This is a genomic window from Pseudomonas sp. DP-17 (assembly GCF_022380625.1).
In the GTDB taxonomy this organism is placed as follows: domain Bacteria; phylum Pseudomonadota; class Gammaproteobacteria; order Pseudomonadales; family Pseudomonadaceae; genus Pseudomonas; species Pseudomonas nitroreducens_A.
The window spans coordinates 79,025-94,928 of record NZ_JAKSXG010000014.1 but is presented as its reverse complement, the minus strand read 5'-3'; the positions used below and the strand labels follow the sequence as shown (position 1 = coordinate 94,928).

Genomic DNA, 15,904 nt, shown 5'->3' with positions numbered 1-15,904 from the left:
GCCCCGGCCCTGCAGAAGGCCGGAGGGGAAACTCAGGCGGGAATGATCAGCTCGCGCAGGCCATCGTCGTGCTCGCGCATCTCGCCGGGCAGCACGAAGCGGCGCTCGGCCAGGTAGCTGTAGTCGCGGCGCGATTGCGCCAGGCGCTCGAAGTCCAGCTCGACGATCTGCCGGCACTCTTCGCGGCCGGCTTCGACGATCAGCTGGCCGTAGGGGTCGACCACCGCACTGCCGCCGGCGAACACCAGGCCGTCGTCGCCTTCGCCGACGCGGTTGACCATCACGGCATAGGCCTGGTTTTCCATGGCGCGGCCCATGATCGCGGTGCGGTGGGTCGGGCCATACGGGTCCATGTTGCCGTTGGTCACGATGATCAGCTCGGCGCCGAGCTGGCCCAGGGCGCGGGCGGACTCGGGGAACTCGATGTCGAAGCAGATCACGACGCCGACGCGGATGCCGTTCCACAGGCAGGTGGAGTAGCGGTCGCCAGGGGTGAAGATGCCGCGGTCCGACGCCCACAGGTGCGTCTTGCGGTACTTCAGGGCGATGCCTTCGGGCGTGATCAGCAGCGTGGTGTTGTAGAAGCGGCCGTCTGCGGCTTCGGCGAAACCCACGGCGACGGAAACGTTCTTCTCCCTTGCGGCGCGCTGAACAGCCTGCACGCTGGGGCCGTCCACCGGCTCGGCGATGGCGGCGATGTTCTGCTCGGTGGGGAAGCCCGTCAGCTGGGTCTCGGGGAACACCACCAGCTGGGTGTCGTCGGCGCAGGCGTGGATGGCCTCCAGGGTGCGGGCCAGGTTCCAGGCCACATCGCCATCACGGCCGGCGAGTTGGACGAGTTCTACTTTCATGGGCTTCCTCGGATTCTTGTCTTGGCGGTGACCGGGCGCGGCAAAAGGGTCAAAATGCGCACCGCGCCGGCTCAAGGCATTCATCGAGTATGCCGGGCGTGCCATCACCGGGTAATTACGCCCGCGTGGTAACCCATCGGGGGTAGAGTGATGAGCCTTTCCCTTCAGGATATCGCCTGGCACCGCTCGGTCGGGCAACTGATCGAGGCGCTGGACAAGCCGAACTTCTGGACCTCGCTGGTACGCCTGCTAGGCCAGTATGTACCCTTCGACAGCTGGGTCGTGCTGCTCTTCAGCGACGGCCGCCCCCAGGTGTTCGCCGAATGCCCGGGCGAGGACGGCGGCCCCGACCCGCTGTTCCAGGACTACCTCAAGGGCCTCTACCTGCTCGACCCGTTCTATATCGCCAGCCGCGAGGCACCCGGCAGCGGGCTGCTGCGCCTGGACGACGTGGCGCCGGAGATGTTCGAGCAGACCGACTACTACCAGCGCTACTTCAGCCTCAACGTGGTCGCCGACGAAGTGCAGATCAACGTGCAGCTCGACAGCGAGCGCACCCTCTGCTGCTCGCTGGGCAGCAGGGGCCGCTTCCTCCCGGAGCAGATCGCCCTGCTCGCCCTGGTACAGCCCTGGGTCGCGGGCCTGATGCGCCAGCGCATGGCCTTCGAGCGCGAAGTGCAGGAAGCTCCACCGCCGCCGCGCTGGCAGAACCGCCTCGAATCCACCGCCCAGCAGGTGGAAACCCCGCTCACCGCCCGTGAGCTGGAGGTCGGCCGCTTGATGCTCAGCGGCTGCTCCGGCAAGGAAATCGCCCGCAAGCTGGCGATTTCCGCCGAGACGGTGAAAGTCCACCGCAAGCACATGTACGCCAAGCTGGGGATCAAGTCGCAGTCGGAGCTGTTCTCGCTGTTCCTCCAGGCGCAGGGCTGACAGTGCTTTTGTAGGATGGGTGGAGCGTAGCGATACCCATCAATCGCGGCGCCAGCAGCGTGGCTATCGCTGCGCTCCACCCATCCTACGTTCCCCCCTGTACGAACGAACCATGCCCAACGAGCACCCTTGCGGCCTGCCGTCGAGCGGCGGGTGAGCAATAGTGCCTGTGCGGGTCCATGCTTGAGGACAGGAGGAATGCCCATGAGCCTCAGCGTCTTCGATATGTTCAAGCCTGGCGTCGGCCCGTCCAGTTCCCACACCGTGGGGCCGATGCGCGCCACCCGCGAGTTCGTCGACCGTCTGCGCGACGCCGATCTACTGCCTCGCACCGCCGCCATGGAAGTGCATCTCTACGGTTCCCTCAGCGCCACCGGCAAGGGCCACGCCACCGACCGCGCCTGCCTGATCGGCCTGCTCGGCATCGACCCGGCCGAAGCCGACCCTGCCGCCCTCGCCCCGCAGGTGGACGACATCCTGTTGCGCCATCGCCTGCACCTGGGCGGCCTGCGGGAGATCGACTTCGACCCGGCGCGCCAACTGGTCTTCCACGACGACAGCCTGCCCGCCCACCCCAACGGCCTGCACTTGCGGGCGCTGGATGAGAACGGCGAGCTGCTGGCCGAGCGCATCTGCTATTCGGTCGGCGGCGGTTTCGTGGTGGATGCGGCGGACTTCAACACCGACCGCGCCTTGCCGGACAGCCCCATGCCCTACCCGTTCCGCAGCGCCGAGGAGCTGCTTCGCCTGTGCCATGAGCACGGTTTCGAACGCATCAGCGACCTGATGTGGGCCAACGAACGCGCGCTGCGCAGCGACGAGGAAATCCACGCCGGCCTTGCGCATATCTGGGATGAAATGCAGGCCTGCGTGAACCGCGGCCTGGAAACCGAAGGCACGCTGCCCGGCGGCCTCAAGGTACGACGCCGAGCGCCCACGCTGTTCCGCCGGTTGAACGAGGCGGACAGCGGCAACCTGATCGCCACCACCCTGGGCGCCCTGGACTGGGTGGACCTGTGGGCGCTGGCGGTGAACGAGGAAAACGCCGCCGGCGGCCGCGTGGTGACCGCGCCCACCAACGGCGCTGCCGGCATAGTCCCGGCGGTGCTGCATTACTATGCGCGCTACGACAGCAACGCCAACGCCGACGGCATCGAGCGCTACCTGCTGACCGCCGCCGCCATCGGCATCCTTTGCAAGCTCAACGCCTCCATTTCCGGCGCCGAGGTCGGCTGCCAGGGTGAAGTGGGCTCGGCCTGCGCCATGGCAGCCGGCGGGCTGGCGGAAGTGCTTGGCGGCAGCCTGGAGCAGGTGGAGAACGCCGCCGAGATCGGCCTGGAGCACAACCTCGGGCTGACCTGCGACCCGGTGGCCGGACTGGTCCAGGTGCCCTGCATCGAACGCAACGCCATGGCCTCGCTCAAGGCCATCAACGCCGCCCAGCTCGCCCTGCGCGGCGACGGCCAGCACCTGGTCAGCCTCGACAAGGCCATCGACACCCTGCGCGACACCGGCCGCGACATGATGGACAAGTACAAGGAGACGGCGAAGGGTGGGCTGGCGGTCAATGTGATTGCCTGTTAGCCCGAGTGAATGGTGGTTCGCGAGCAAGCTCGCTCCTACAAAGAGCGCACCGGCTTCAGTCCTGTAGGAGCGAGCTAGCTCGCGAACAGCCCAGACACAAGATTTCTTGCAGTGCCCGAAACAGCCTTTTTCAGCCCCGGATAAAATCGTTAGCTTGCTTCCTTTTTTCCCAACTTCGGGCTACCGTCGATGCCCGCCAGAACTCGAAAGACTTCCGAAAGTCCGCCGCATTGACCTCCGCCCGGGCATGTTCGTGCAATGCCTGCCATGCTCTGTGGCGGCCCTTTGGGCCAACCTCACCGTAATAAAAGCCCGACGACTGGAGATTCCATGAACCTGTCGCTGCTAAGCCGCTATGCCTTTTTCGCCGCGTGCGTCCTGTTCACCGTGCTCAGCCTGCCCTTCCTCGGGCACGACTGGGTGTGGCCCTTCACCCTCACGACGCTCGCCCTGAGCGTGCTCGGGGTCTTCGACCTGCTGCAGGAGCGTCATGCGGTGCGCCGCAACTACCCGATCCTGGGCAACATCCGCTACCTGGTGGAAGCCATCCGCCCGGAAATTCGCCAATACCTGCTCGAAGGTGACCAGGAGGCGCTGCCCTTCTCCCGCGCCCAGCGCGCCCTGGTGTACTCGCGGGCGAAGAACGAGACCGCCGACAAACCCTTCGGCACGCTGATCGACGTCTACCAGTCGGGCTTCGAATTCATCGCCCACTCTATCCGCCCAGCGCCGGTGGCCGACCCCTGCACCTTCCGCGTCACCGTCGGCGGCCCGGAGTGCAAGCAGCCCTACTCCATCTCGGTGTTCAACATCTCGGCGATGAGCTTCGGCTCGCTCAGCGCCAACGCCATCCGCGCGCTGAACAAGGGCGCCAAGCTCGGCGGCTTCATCCATGACACCGGCGAAGGCAGCATCAGCCCTTACCACCGCGAGTACGGCGGCGACCTGACCTGGGAACTGGGCAGCGGCTACTTCGGCTGTCGCAATGATGACGGCACCTTCAGCCCCGAGCGCTTCGCCAAGCAGGCGGTCGACCCGCAGGTGAAGATGATCGAGATCAAGCTCAGCCAGGGCGCCAAGCCCGGCCATGGCGGCATCCTGCCCAAGCACAAGGTCACCGAGGAAATCGCCGCCACCCGTGGCGTGCCCATGGGCAAGGATTGCATCTCGCCGTCCTCGCACAGCGCCTTCAGCACGCCCAAGGGCCTGCTCGACTTCATCGTCCAGCTGCGCGAACTTTCCGGCGGCAAACCGGTGGGCTTCAAGCTGTGCATCGGCCATCCGTGGGAGTTCATGGGCATTGCCAAGGCCATGCACGAGACCGGCATCCTCCCCGACTTCATCGTCGTCGACGGCAAGGAAGGCGGCACGGGCGCAGCGCCCCTGGAGTTCACCGACCACATGGGCCTGCCGATGCGCGAGGGCCTGCTGTTCGTTCACAACACCCTGGTCGGCCTGGGCCTGCGCGACAAGATCCGCATCGGCGCCAGCGGCAAGATCGTCAGCGCCTTCGACATCGCCAGCGTGCTAGCCATGGGCGCCGACTGGGCCAACTCGGCGCGCGGCTTCATGTTCGCCATCGGCTGCATCCAGTCGCAGTCCTGCCACACCAACAAGTGCCCCACCGGCGTCGCCACCCAGGACCCGCTACGCCAGCGCGCGCTGGTGGTGCCGGACAAGGCCGAGCGCGTCTACAGCTTCCACCGCAACACGCTCAAGGGCCTGGCCGAGATGATCGCCGCCGCCGGCATCCAGCACCCGTCGCAGCTGGAAGCCAAGCACCTGGTGCGCCGTGTCTCGGCCACCGAGATCCGCCTGTTCTCGCACCTGCACTACTTCCTCAAACCCGGCGAGCTGCTCTCGGGCAACATCGAGGGCGAGTTCTACGAGCGCATCTGGCGCATGGCGCGCAGCGACAGTTTCGAGGCCGCCTCGGGCTGATCCAGCCCAGCACGGAGTGCCCGCGCTGGGCGCTCCGTTTCAAGGTCGCTATAGCAACCGATTCCACACCTGCGCCAACCCAAGCAGGTGCACCAGCGCGAACCCCAGGCAGATCGCCGAGCTGATGTAGATGAAGCGCTGGCTGCGCCCGGTGCCCTTGAGAATGACGGGGCCGGCCACGCCGCGCAGCAGGTAGACCAGCGAGATCGCCACCAGCGCGGGACGCAGCAACGGCAGCGGGCCCAGCACCCCGGCCGCGGACAGCGCATAGGCGGCCCAGGCGAACAGGACGAAGGCGATGCCGAAGGTGATCAGCGCCGGGTAGGCCCGCCCCATCTCGGCGGCCCGCGCGAGCTTTTCCCCGGCACCGAACAGCCGGTACCAGCGCGGCCCGACCAGCACCACGCCGATATGCAGCGCCCCTGCGATGGCACTGAGCGCCGCGGCGATCATCAATGCCAGGTTGTATTCCTGCCCCATGAACGGCTCCTTCCTGGAGATCGTATTGTCTGCTCGCTGCATTCTATCGTCAGCGCGGATTCACGACACTCGACCACCGGCTGCACGAATCTTCCAGACAGGCCACCTGCGCGCGCTATGCTGACCGACCGGGCAAGCGAGGCGAAAACGGCCCATGCACAAAGACAACTGGATCGACCTGCTGCAGGACGCCGACACCGGCATCCAGAGCCTGCGCGCGCACTTCAAGGGCCACGCCTACGACCCGCACTGGCACGACAGCTACCTGATCGGCTTCACCGAATCGGGTGTGCAGCAGTTCCGCAGCCGCAACCAGCGCCACATCAGCACCACCGGCAAGGTGTTCTTCCTCGAGCCCGGCGACATCCATGACGGCGACGCCCCCACCGAAGGCGGCTTCACCTACCGCACGCTGTACCTCGACGCGCCCTGGCTGGAGCGCGAGATCGCCACGCTGTTCGAAGAGGCGCCGGGCAACTGCCAGCTGTCCGTGCCCAAGCTGCTGATCGACGACCCGCAACTGGCGCGGCGCATCGACAACGCATTCCAGGCCGTACATGGCCATGACCTGAAGATCGTCCGACAAAGCGCCATCGACGACCTGCTCGACGGCATGACCCGGCACTTGCACTGGCGCCAGCGCGGCACCACGCAGGCGCACCTGCCGCTGGTGGCGCAGCGCGCGCGGGATTTCCTGCACGCCAACCTGACCGCCGACATCGGCCTCGATGACGTGGCCAAGGCCAGCGGCTGCGACCGCTTCCGCCTGACCCGCGCGTTCAAGCAGGCCTTCGGTCTGCCGCCCCATGCCTACCTGATTCAGCTACGCCTGGCCCGCGCGCGGCAGCTGCTGGGTCGCGGCCTGGCGCCGGCGGACATCGCCGCCGACCTCGGTTTCGCCGACCAGAGCCACCTCGGCCGCTGGTTCCGCCGCGCCTATGGCGTGACGCCCGCCTATTACCGCAACCGCTGCTCAAAGCTTCCAGACTGAGCCCGCCGCGCTGGCGAAGATGAACTCCCACCGATTCGACGGAGTTTCCGCCATGCACCTGTCGCAGCTCGGCCAATGGCTGCCCTTCCTCCTCTTCGCCTTCGTCGCCTCGATCACGCCGGGGCCGACCAACCTGCTGATCTTCAGCAACAGCGCACGCTTCGGCTGGGGCGCCGCGTTGCCGATCATGTTCGGCGGCTGCGCGGCCGCCGCGGCGCTGGTGCTGGCGGTGGGCAGCGGCCTGGGCGAGGTGCTGGCCAGCGCACCGCGCGTGCAACAGGCGATGAGCGTGGTCGGCGTGTTCTGGCTGAGTTGGCTGGCCTGGCAGATTTTCCGCAGCCCGCCGGCGGACCTTGCGCGCGACAAGGACGCCGCGCGCCTGGGAGCGGTCGGCGCTGCCGCACTGCAACTGGTCAACCCCAAGACCTGGATGATGGCGCTGGCGGTTATCAGCGTTTACGCCGGCCACGGTGTGGATCGGCTGGACCGCGTGCAGCTGCTGTCCCTGCTCTTCTTCCTCGTGTCGATTCCCTGCACGGCGGTATGGGCCGGCCTTGGCATCGGCAGCCAGCGCCTGCTTTCGCCTATGCAGATGCAGCGGCTCAACCGGCTGATGGCAGTCCTGCTGCTGGTGTCGGCCTGGGCCGGGGCGCTGCTCTAGGGACTCACAGGATGCCGTCGCGTCGCAAGTACTCGCGCAGGTGCTCGATGAACGCGTGGATCTTGCGCGTCGCCCGCCGGTTGCTCGGGTAGACCGCCAGGATCTGCGTACCGAAGGTATCTGGCTCAAAGAAGTAGTCGTCCAGCACGGTCACCAGCCGCCCGCTGCGCAAGTGCTCCAGCACGCTCCAGCGCGGGCACGGCAGCAGGCCATGGCCGGCCAGGCAGGCGGTCAGCAACACCGCCTGGTTGTCGCTGTTCAGGCGGCCATTGCGGGGGGTGGAAAAGCGCTCGCCCGCCACGTCGAACCACCAGCGGTCATCCAGCGCCGGGTGGCGGTAGACGAGGCAGTCGTGGTCGATGATCTCGCTCGGGTGCCGAGGCGTGCCGCGCCTTTCCAGGTAGGCGGGGCTGGCGCACATGGCCAGGCGGCTTTCGGCCAGCGGCTGGGCGATCAGCCCCGGGAGATCGCTGTTGCCCATGCGCAGGGCAAGGTCGTAGCGACCGTCGAGCAGGTCGACATAACTGTCGGAAAGGTCCACCTGCAGGCGCACGTCCGGGTGCAGGTCGAGGAACTCGGCACAGGCCCGGTCGAGGAACACCGGGCCGACGATCAGCGGCCCGGTGATGCGCAGCACGCCGCGCAGGCTGTGTTGCAGCTGGGCGATTTCCTCGGTGGTCTCGCGCATCCGCGCCAGCACCTCACGCGCGCCGTCCAGGTAGAGCTGGCCGGCTTCGGTGAGCGACATGCTGCGGGTGGTGCGCTCGAACAGGCGCGCGCCGACTTCAAGTTCCAGCTGGCCGACCGCCTTGGTCACCGCCGAGGGCGTCTTGCCCAGCTGCTCGGCGGCGCGGCTGAAACTGCCGGTCTCGGCGCTGGCGACGAACATCGCCAGGCTGCTGAATCTGTCCATCGTCATTCGTGCCAATCCTTCACAAGTGTTATGCCCACTGGCGACTTCCGCGCCTTTCTCCGCACCGTTAGCCTGCGCGACAGACCAACAATAATCCAGCAAATAGCAAGGGGAAGTCATGCACGGCATGCTCAAGGGCGCGTTGGCGCTCGCCATCGCACTCGGCACTTTTGAAGCACAGGCACAGAACGCGGACCTGATCCTGTACAACGCCAAGGTCTTCACCGCCGAGCCCGGCCAACCGCTGCAGCAGGCCGTGGCGGTCGCCGACGGCAAGGTGCTGCAGGTGGGCTCCAACGAAGACATCCGCAAGCTCGCCGGCAGCGGCAGCAAGCAGGTCGACCTGGGCGGCAAGGTGCTGATGCCCGGCTTCATCGACAGCCACTCGCACTCGATCTTCGGCGGCCTGGAACTGATCTCCGCCAGCCTGCTCGACGAGCAGATGGACCTGGACGCCTTCGAGAAGCGCCTGAAGCAGGACCGCGACAGCGGCAAGGCCAAGGTGCATGACACCATCGTCATGAACGGCATGAACTCCACCTACTGGTCCCAGGCCGACGGGCTGGCCAAGCGCTTCAACCAGGGCGAGTGGAAGGATACCCCGGTGGTGCTGATCGGCAGCGACCACCACACCGCCTGGGCCAACGTCGCCATGCTCAAGCGCGCCGGGCTGGACGCCAAGCGCCTGCGCGGCCTGAGCCCGCTGGAGCAGCAGAACGTCGCCCACGACAAGGACTTCAACCCCACCGGCTTCCTGGTGGATTCCGGGTTCGACCTGGTCGCCGCCGCCATGCCGGTTCCCGACGCCGCGACCATGGACCGCGCCGGCATCGCTGCCGTGAAGTACAACAACAGCCTGGGCATCACCGCCTGGATGGACCCGGCCGCCAACGGCACGCCCGGCGAGGCGCTGTTCGCCATCAAGCCCACCGAAAAGACCGTCGGTGTGCTGCCGGTCTACCGCGACCTGGCCCGCGACGGCCAGCTCACCGCCCACGTCGCCGCACTGCAGGTGGTCAACCCGAAGAGCACGCCGGCCGACCTGGACGTGATCGACAAGGTCCGCCAGCAGTTCCAGGGCATCCCGAACCTGACGCTGCCGGGGATCAAGGTCTTCGCCGATGGTGTGATCGAGTTCCCCGCGCAGTCCGCAGCGCTGCTGGAGGACTACAAGAACAGCCACAAGCCGGGCGAGCTGCTGATCGATCCGAAGCACTTCGGCGAACTGGTCAGCGCCGCCGACGCGCGCGGCTGGCTGGTGCACGTGCACGCCATCGGCGACCGCGCGGTACGTGAATCCCTCAACGGCTTCGCCCAGGCACGCAAGGACCGGCAGAGCGGCGTGACCCACTCGATCACCCACCTGCAACTGGTCAACCCCAAGGACTTCCCACGCTTCAAGGAGCTGGGCGTCATCGCCTCGATGCAGCTGGACTGGGCCACCGCCGAGCCCTACACCGTGGAGCTGGTGAAGCCCTACATCGCCGACGAGGCCTATCGCTACATGTATCCGGCCAAATCCCTGCTGGACAACGGCGCGACCATTGCCGGCGCCAGCGACTGGCCGGTGTCCACGCCCGACCCGCTCAAGGCCATCTACCAGGCCGTCACCCGCCAGGGTGAGGAAGGCGTGCTCAACGCCGCCGAGCGCGTGGATCGCCAGACCATGTTCTACGCCTACACCCGCAACGCCGCGCAGACCATCGGCCTGGGCGACAGGATCGGCACCCTGGCCCCAGGCAAGCAGGCCGACATGGTCGTGATCGACCGCGACGTATTCAGCGTGCCCGACCAGCAACTGGACGAAGCCCGCGTGCTGCGCACCCTCTTCGAAGGCCGCGAAGTCTACCGCGCCGACGACGTGCCGGCTCTGTAAGGAGCCGGGCTCCTGCGCCGGGGTCTGAACAGCCCCGGCGCCTTGCCCGCCAGCCCTGCACTCCCTTCACGCTCCTCGGCTTGGCCGGGAGGGCCGGTGCTGCGCGGGATTTTTCATCTGCCCACAGACAATCACAACAAAGGGACTCCCCGCATGAACCGCCCCCTCTGGCTGGCCGGCGCGCTGCTCGCCTGCGCGCCGTTCACCTCCACCCCGGCCGTCGAGCTGGGCCACGACTTCAACCTGCAGATCGACACCGCGCTGGTCAGCGACTACCGCACCCGTGGCATCTCGCAGACCCAGGGCGACCCGGCCCTGCAGGTCGGCGCCACCCTGCAGCATGCCTCCGGCGCCTACCTGGGCGTGTGGAGTTCCAACGTCGATTTCGGTGGCGGCCTGAAGACCCGTCAGGAAATCGACTACTACGGCGGCTGGTACTGGCAGGCCAACGAGGACGTCGCCCTGGACCTGGGCTACATCAAGTACGCCTACCCGAAGGAAAGCCAGTTCAACCAGAGCGACACCTACGCCATCCTCCACGCCTATGGCTTCGAAGCAGCGGCCTACTATGGCAACGATTACCCCACCTACTTCGGCGAAGACCAGGCCAACCTCTACACCTACCTGGCCTACAACGCCGAGCTGCCGGCCGAGTTCAAGCTGCGCGTGCGCTACGGCCGCAACGACGCCAAGGACCCGCTCTACCTTTCCGGAGACGGCAGCACCCGCGACACCTACCACGAGTGGGAGGCGAAGCTGAGCCATGAATGGGTGGGCTTCGACTGGGCGGTGAGCTACATCGACACCGACCTGTCGCAGAACGAATGCCGCACGCAGTTCGGCTTCGGCGATGTGTGCACGGCGACCGTCGTCGCCAGCGTCTCGCGCAGTTTCTGACGTCTAACGCAGCGAAGTGGGACGCGAGCCGTGCGCGTCCCGTTCGCCCAGCAGGGCGATGGCGCACAGCGCCAGGGCGGCGATATTGGTGGACACCGGATTGAACGCGCCCAGCAGCAGTTCCGGGGCGAACAGCGCGACGTCCACCAGCAGCCCGGCCAGCGCAGCCGCTGCCAGCCACAATGGCCAGCGGCTGCGGCGCAGCAGCAGGATGAACAGCGCCAGGACGATCTCCAACGCGCCTGCCACCTCGGCGATACGCTGAGTGGACAGCGGCCAGCCGTGGGCCTCGATCATGCGGACTTCGTCAGGGCTCAAGAACAGCAGCTTGGGCACCAGCCCGTGATAGAGGAACACCACCCCCAGCGCCAGCCGCGCGATGGCCGCGCTAGTCATTGCCGAGGTAACGCCCGCGGTACTGTGGCGACGGCATCAGGCAGATATCTTCACGGCCGAACAGGCGATAACGGTTGAGCGCGATGCGGTCGTAACACCAGTCACGCAAGGGGCGCGGAATCAGCCAGAGCGCACGCAGCCAGTTCCATGGCGCCGGCAGCTGCGCGACCACGCGCAGGAAGGCGTCACTGCGTTCGAAACCTTCGCGGCCCTCGACGTAGAGCATGGTGTCGAAATACTCGGTAGGCACTCCGAACCAGTCGAGGATCGCCTGGCCCTCGGCGGACTGCACGCTGCACAGCTTTACCCGGCGCTCGCGGTCATGCCGCAGGAGGAAGCGGCTCCAGCCATTGCACAGGCGGCAGGTGCCGTCGAACAGCACCACCTTGTCGTCGGGCTGCATGTTGGGGGGCAGAGCCATGGCGTCGTCTCCAGATCCCTGATGCGCCAACTGTGCCCGCCGCGTGTGACAAGTCTTGTTCTTCATCGCTCATCCATTGCCGAGTGAGTACAACCGGTATTCGACCCACCCCGGCCCCAGCCGGCCTTCGCCCACCGCCAGTTGGTGGTTGAGCCAGCGGTAGCGGTCGTCGCCGACTTCGAAGCGCGGCTGGATCATGAAATAGGTGTCGCCGAACTCGGTGCTGTCGCCGCGCGAGACCGCGTGAATGATCTTCGGGTTGGCCACCAGCAGCCCGTTGTGCTGCATCAGGATACGCGCGCCATCGTCGGTACGCAGCACGAGGCGCACCTCCAGGTGCCAGCCGCCGTCGCCGTCCACCAGAATCCAGTCGCCGCCGCCGGGCAGGACTTCGCCGCTCAGCCGCTGGCCCTTGAAGGTCCCTCCGCCGGCTGCCGAGATCAGTCGCTGGCCCTGCGGCACGCGGCCGATTTCCACAGGCACGCTGGCCTTCACGTTCATTTCCATCAATGGCTCGAGCTTCATCGCCGACTCCTGCGCACTGTCGTCGTAGAGGGATGAATTAAAGCAGCCAGCGGCCGAATCGGCCTGTCTTGCCGAAGCGATAACGCAGCAGGCGCCCCATGCGCCGCATCGCCGGAATGGTCAGGGTGATCTCGTAGAGCAGACGCATGCCCAGGGACAGCCGTGCAATCTGCTTGCGGTCGTAGGCAGCGATGGCCTCGACGAAACGCAGGGCCGGCACCTGCTGTTCCAGCTCCTGCGGCTCGTCGATGCCCCAATGCAGCACGGCGCCGGTGCGCCGGATCATCGGGTTCCACTGCAGCAGGCGGATACCCAGGCGGCTGTAGCCATCCAGCGCCAGCTCTCCCTGGCCACAGTGCTCGACCAGCGCGCGCAGCAGCCAGGGCACCTTGCCCGCCTCCACGTAGGGCAGCACGCCTTCGGAAAGGATCAGGACCGGCCGCCCGGTCGGCACCGCGCGCCACCAGCCCGGCGCCGTCAGCGAGGTGGCCAGCAGATGGCAGTTTTCTCGCAGCGGATACAGGCGCTCGCGTAGCGCGATCACCTCGGGGAAGTCCACCTCGAACCATTGCACGGTGGGCGGCGGGTCGATGCGAAAGACGCGACTGTCCAACCCGCAGCCCAGTTGCAACACCACGCAGGCCGGGTACTGCGCAAGGAAGTCGCGCACCCAGTCGTCGAACAGCTTGGCCCGCAGGGCGATGCCCACCTGCTCGGCGCGGCCGATGTGCAGGCGGGCGAAGTCGTAGTCGATCTGCTCCACCGCCTGCCGCGAGAAATGGTCGCGCAGCAGGCTGTCGGGCAGCTCGCTCTCCTTCGCCTTGGCGTAGAGGGTGATCAGCAGGGTTTCCGGCGTACCGCGCAGCGCCAGGCGTTCCACGTCATTCGTGCAGGTAGTAGAGCTTGTTGACGATCTGCCAGCCGCCGCCAATGCGCAGCAGGGCCAGGTAGTCGGTGAAGTGCATGCCCTGGAACTCGTCGGCGACCTTGGCCACTGCGCTGTCGCCGGTGATGTCCAGCGACTTCAGTTCCCAGGGCGGCGGCGCGCCTTCCGGAGGCGGGGACTCGGCCCTGATCGCGCCGATGAATTCGTCCAGTGACGACCACTCCAGCGCGCCGTGGTAGTTGCCGACGATCTTGCAGGACGGGTGAAAGGCCTGTCGCAGACGCGACTCGTCGCCGAAGGTCATGCCCTCGACGTAGTCTGTCAGTACGCGGTTGATCGCGGCGCTGTCCGCCGTGTAGTTGCTCATCGCTGCAGCCCTCCCGGCCGGTGACCAATGGGGCAAGGCTAGCACCGCACCCCGGCCGCGCTCCGGCGAGCGACGGCCGGGGCTCCGGCTTCAGACCACCGCCAGATGCCGCTTGCGGGTCGGCGGCGGGAAGGCCGCGTCGAGGGCCTCGAGGTCCTCGGGCGTCAGGCGTAGCTGCAGCGCGGCGGCGTTGTCGCGGATGTGCAGCGACTCCACGGCCTTGGGGATGGCAATGACGCCCGGCTGGTGGATCAGCCAGGCCAGCGCCACACGGGCAGGTGTGGCGCCGTGGCGCCCGGCGATTTCCGCCAGCACCGGGTGGCGCAGCAGCTTGCCGCCCTGCCCAACCGGGCAGTAGGCCATCAGCGGCATGCGCTGTTCCTGGCACCAGGGCAGCAGGTCCCACTCGATGCCGCGCTCCTCCAGGCTGTATTGCACCTGGTTGGTGGCACAGGCGGGCTCGTTCAGTTCCTGCATGTCGTCGAGGTCGAAGTTGGATACGCCCCAGCGCTTGATCTTGCCCTGCTCGCGCAGGCGTTCAAAGGCCTCGACGGTTTCGTCCAGCGGATACTGGCCGCGCCAGTGCAACAGGTAGAGGTCCAGGCAGTCGGTGCCCAGGCGCTTGAGGCTGCGCTCGCAGGCTTCGGGAATGCCGCGCCGGCTGGCGTTGTGCGGATAGACCTTGCTGACCAGGAAGACCTGGTCACGCAGGCCGGCCAGCGCCTCGCCGACCACCTCTTCGGCGCCGCCCTCGGCATACATCTCGGCGGTGTCGATCAGGGACAGGCCGCGCTCGATGCCTTCGCGCAGGGCGGCAATCTCGCGCTTGCGCTGGAAGCTGTCCTCGCCCATGTGCCAGGTGCCCTGGCCGATGGCGGGAACGGCGGTGCCGTCGGCGAATACCACAGTGTTCATCTCGTGCTCCTTCTTGCGCTGGTCATGGGGACACGGGGCCGGCCGCCCGAATTCGGGCGGCGGGGTGTCAGGGTAGCGCAGAAGGCGGGGCCTGGGAGCGGATCAGCGGTTGGTCTGCAGGTTCCGGCGAGCGGCGTGGCGCTCGATGGCCAGGTCGATCAGGCGGCTGACCAGCTCGCTGTAGGTCATCCCCGCGGCCTGCCAGAGCTTGGGATACATGCTGATGCGGGTGAAGCCGGGCAGCGAGTTCAGCTCGTTGATCAGCACCTCGCCGCTCTGCGTGAGGAATACGTCGACCCGCGCCAGCCCCGAACACTCCAGGGCAAGGAAGGCCTCCACGGCAAGCTGGCGGATACGCTCGCTGGCCTCGGCAGGAATATCCGCCGGGACCACGACCTTGGCGGCATCCTCGTCGATGTACTTGCTGTCGTAGGAGTAGAAGCCGCTGCCCACGACGATCTCACCGCAACCACTGGCGACCGGCTGTTCATTGCCCAGCACCGCACATTCGATCTCGCGGCCGTTCACGGCGGCCTCCACCAGCACCTTGTCGTCGAAGGCGAGCGCCAGGCGCACGGCTTCGTCGTAGGCGGCCTCGTCCTCGACCTTGCTCACGCCCACCGAGGAGCCCATGTTCGCCGGCTTGATGAACAGCGGCAGGCCGAGCTTGCGCTGCGCTTCGGCGAAAGGCGTGCGTGCAGCATTGGCGCGGGTCAGGGTGATGAACGGCGTGATAGCGATGCCGGCGTCGCGCAGCAGGCGCTTGCTCACATCCTTGTCCATGCAGATGGCCGAGCCCAGCACGTCGGAGCCGACGAAGGGAATGTCTGCCATACGCAGCAGCCCCTGCAGGCAGCCATCCTCGCCCTGGGTACCGTGGACGATGGGGAAGATCACATCGACATGGTCGAGCAACTGGCGGCTACCGGTTTCCACCAGCTGCTGCTCGGCCTTGCCGGGCACCACGGCCAGCTCGCGATTGGAGCGATTGAGCGCGATCAGCGCCGGGTTCTCCTGGTTGAGCAGGTAGTCGGAGGCATCATTGAGGTGCCAGCGCCCCTCCTTGTCGATACCGATCAGCACCGGCTCGAAGCGCTCGCGGTCCAGTGCGTCGACGATGTTCTTCGCCGACTGCAGCGACACCTCGTGCTCCGCCGAACGCCCACCGAAAATCACCCCAACGCGCAACTTGCCCATGACAGCCTCCGAATGATCGATGGGCGCTTTCTAACACGGCATAGGGCGCTTGGGTAGAAACAGTGGCCGCCGA

General features: G+C 66.9%; 17 protein-coding genes. 7 read left to right on the top strand and 10 right to left on the bottom strand.

All coding sequences use genetic code 11. From position 1 onward, the window contains the following. Window positions 1-32 precede the first annotated feature (32 nt). On the bottom strand, window positions 33-851 hold the full coding sequence (locus MJ122_RS22495) for a carbon-nitrogen hydrolase family protein (protein WP_239746086.1): 819 nt from the start codon (window positions 849-851) through the stop codon (window positions 33-35). Between the two features lie 150 nt (window positions 852-1,001). Here MJ122_RS22495 and MJ122_RS22490 point away from each other — a divergent pair, with 150 nt between their 5' ends. The 3 genes from MJ122_RS22490 (at window position 1,002) to MJ122_RS22480 (ending at window position 5,306) form a co-directional block, all read left to right on the top strand. Continuing rightward, window positions 1,002-1,781 (top strand): helix-turn-helix transcriptional regulator, encoded by a 780-nt coding sequence (locus MJ122_RS22490; protein WP_088417795.1) that lies wholly within the window; start codon window positions 1,002-1,004, stop codon window positions 1,779-1,781. Window positions 1,782-1,985: 204 nt separating this feature from the next. Then, window positions 1,986-3,365 (top strand): L-serine ammonia-lyase, encoded by a 1,380-nt coding sequence (locus tag MJ122_RS22485; protein ID WP_239746085.1) that lies wholly within the window; start codon window positions 1,986-1,988, stop codon window positions 3,363-3,365. Window positions 3,366-3,695: 330 nt separating this feature from the next. Continuing rightward, a complete protein-coding gene (locus MJ122_RS22480; protein WP_239746084.1) occupies window positions 3,696-5,306 on the top strand; it encodes an FMN-binding glutamate synthase family protein in 1,611 nt (536 codons plus the stop codon). A gap of 48 nt (window positions 5,307-5,354) precedes the next feature. Here MJ122_RS22480 and MJ122_RS22475 read toward each other — a convergent pair whose 3' ends face one another. Then, the gene (locus tag MJ122_RS22475; RefSeq protein WP_239746083.1) at window positions 5,355-5,786 is read right to left on the bottom strand and encodes a hypothetical protein; all 432 of its coding nucleotides are present in this window, start codon (window positions 5,784-5,786) and stop codon (window positions 5,355-5,357) included. Window positions 5,787-5,940: 154 nt separating this feature from the next. Between MJ122_RS22475 and MJ122_RS22470 the strand changes: the two genes are divergently transcribed. Together MJ122_RS22470 and MJ122_RS22465 are read left to right on the top strand one after the other, a co-directional pair. After that, the gene (locus MJ122_RS22470) at window positions 5,941-6,777 is read left to right on the top strand and encodes an AraC family transcriptional regulator (RefSeq protein WP_088417791.1); all 837 of its coding nucleotides are present in this window, start codon (window positions 5,941-5,943) and stop codon (window positions 6,775-6,777) included. 52 nt (window positions 6,778-6,829) lie between these two features. Then, window positions 6,830-7,438, top strand: a complete 609-nt coding sequence (locus MJ122_RS22465; protein ID WP_239746082.1) for a LysE family translocator — start codon at window positions 6,830-6,832, stop codon at window positions 7,436-7,438. 4 nt (window positions 7,439-7,442) lie between these two features. Here the strand turns inward: MJ122_RS22465 and MJ122_RS22460 are convergent, their stop codons facing one another. Further along, window positions 7,443-8,351 (bottom strand): LysR substrate-binding domain-containing protein, encoded by a 909-nt coding sequence (locus tag MJ122_RS22460; protein ID WP_239746230.1) that lies wholly within the window; start codon window positions 8,349-8,351, stop codon window positions 7,443-7,445. 118 nt (window positions 8,352-8,469) lie between these two features. On the opposite strand from MJ122_RS22460, the gene MJ122_RS22455 reads away from it, so the two are divergent. Beyond that, a complete protein-coding gene (locus MJ122_RS22455) occupies window positions 8,470-10,227 on the top strand; it encodes an amidohydrolase (protein WP_239746081.1) in 1,758 nt (585 codons plus the stop codon). A 153-nt stretch (window positions 10,228-10,380) separates the two neighbouring features. Beyond that, the gene (locus MJ122_RS22450) at window positions 10,381-11,124 is read left to right on the top strand and encodes a TorF family putative porin (protein ID WP_088417788.1); all 744 of its coding nucleotides are present in this window, start codon (window positions 10,381-10,383) and stop codon (window positions 11,122-11,124) included. Window positions 11,125-11,127: 3 nt separating this feature from the next. Here MJ122_RS22450 and MJ122_RS22445 read toward each other — a convergent pair whose 3' ends face one another. The 7 genes from MJ122_RS22445 to ddlA all read right to left on the bottom strand — a co-directional run bounded on the left by MJ122_RS22445 (window position 11,128) and on the right by ddlA (window position 15,831). Then, a complete protein-coding gene (locus tag MJ122_RS22445) occupies window positions 11,128-11,520 on the bottom strand; it encodes a DoxX-like family protein (RefSeq protein WP_239746080.1) in 393 nt (130 codons plus the stop codon). After that, entirely contained in the window at window positions 11,513-11,941 is a 429-nt protein-coding gene (locus MJ122_RS22440) for a thiol-disulfide oxidoreductase DCC family protein (protein ID WP_239746079.1), read from the bottom strand. Before MJ122_RS22440 ends, MJ122_RS22445 begins: the two co-directional genes overlap by 8 nt. 69 nt (window positions 11,942-12,010) lie before the next feature. Continuing rightward, on the bottom strand, window positions 12,011-12,466 hold the full coding sequence (locus MJ122_RS22435) for a DUF3237 domain-containing protein (RefSeq protein WP_239746078.1): 456 nt from the start codon (window positions 12,464-12,466) through the stop codon (window positions 12,011-12,013). A 37-nt stretch (window positions 12,467-12,503) separates the two neighbouring features. Next, the gene (locus tag MJ122_RS22430; RefSeq protein ID WP_239746077.1) at window positions 12,504-13,346 is read right to left on the bottom strand and encodes a class I SAM-dependent methyltransferase; all 843 of its coding nucleotides are present in this window, start codon (window positions 13,344-13,346) and stop codon (window positions 12,504-12,506) included. Window position 13,347: 1 nt separating this feature from the next. Then, window positions 13,348-13,719 carry a nuclear transport factor 2 family protein gene (locus tag MJ122_RS22425; RefSeq protein WP_239746076.1) on the bottom strand — a complete coding sequence of 124 codons (372 nt, stop codon included), beginning with the start codon at window positions 13,717-13,719 and terminating at the stop codon, window positions 13,348-13,350. A gap of 90 nt (window positions 13,720-13,809) precedes the next feature. After that, window positions 13,810-14,634, bottom strand: coding sequence for an aldo/keto reductase (locus MJ122_RS22420; protein ID WP_239746075.1), 825 nt, complete (start codon window positions 14,632-14,634; stop codon window positions 13,810-13,812). Window positions 14,635-14,736: 102 nt separating this feature from the next. Further along, a complete protein-coding gene (ddlA, locus tag MJ122_RS22415; protein ID WP_239746074.1) occupies window positions 14,737-15,831 on the bottom strand; it encodes a D-alanine--D-alanine ligase in 1,095 nt (364 codons plus the stop codon). Between the last annotated feature and the right edge of the window lie 73 nt (window positions 15,832-15,904).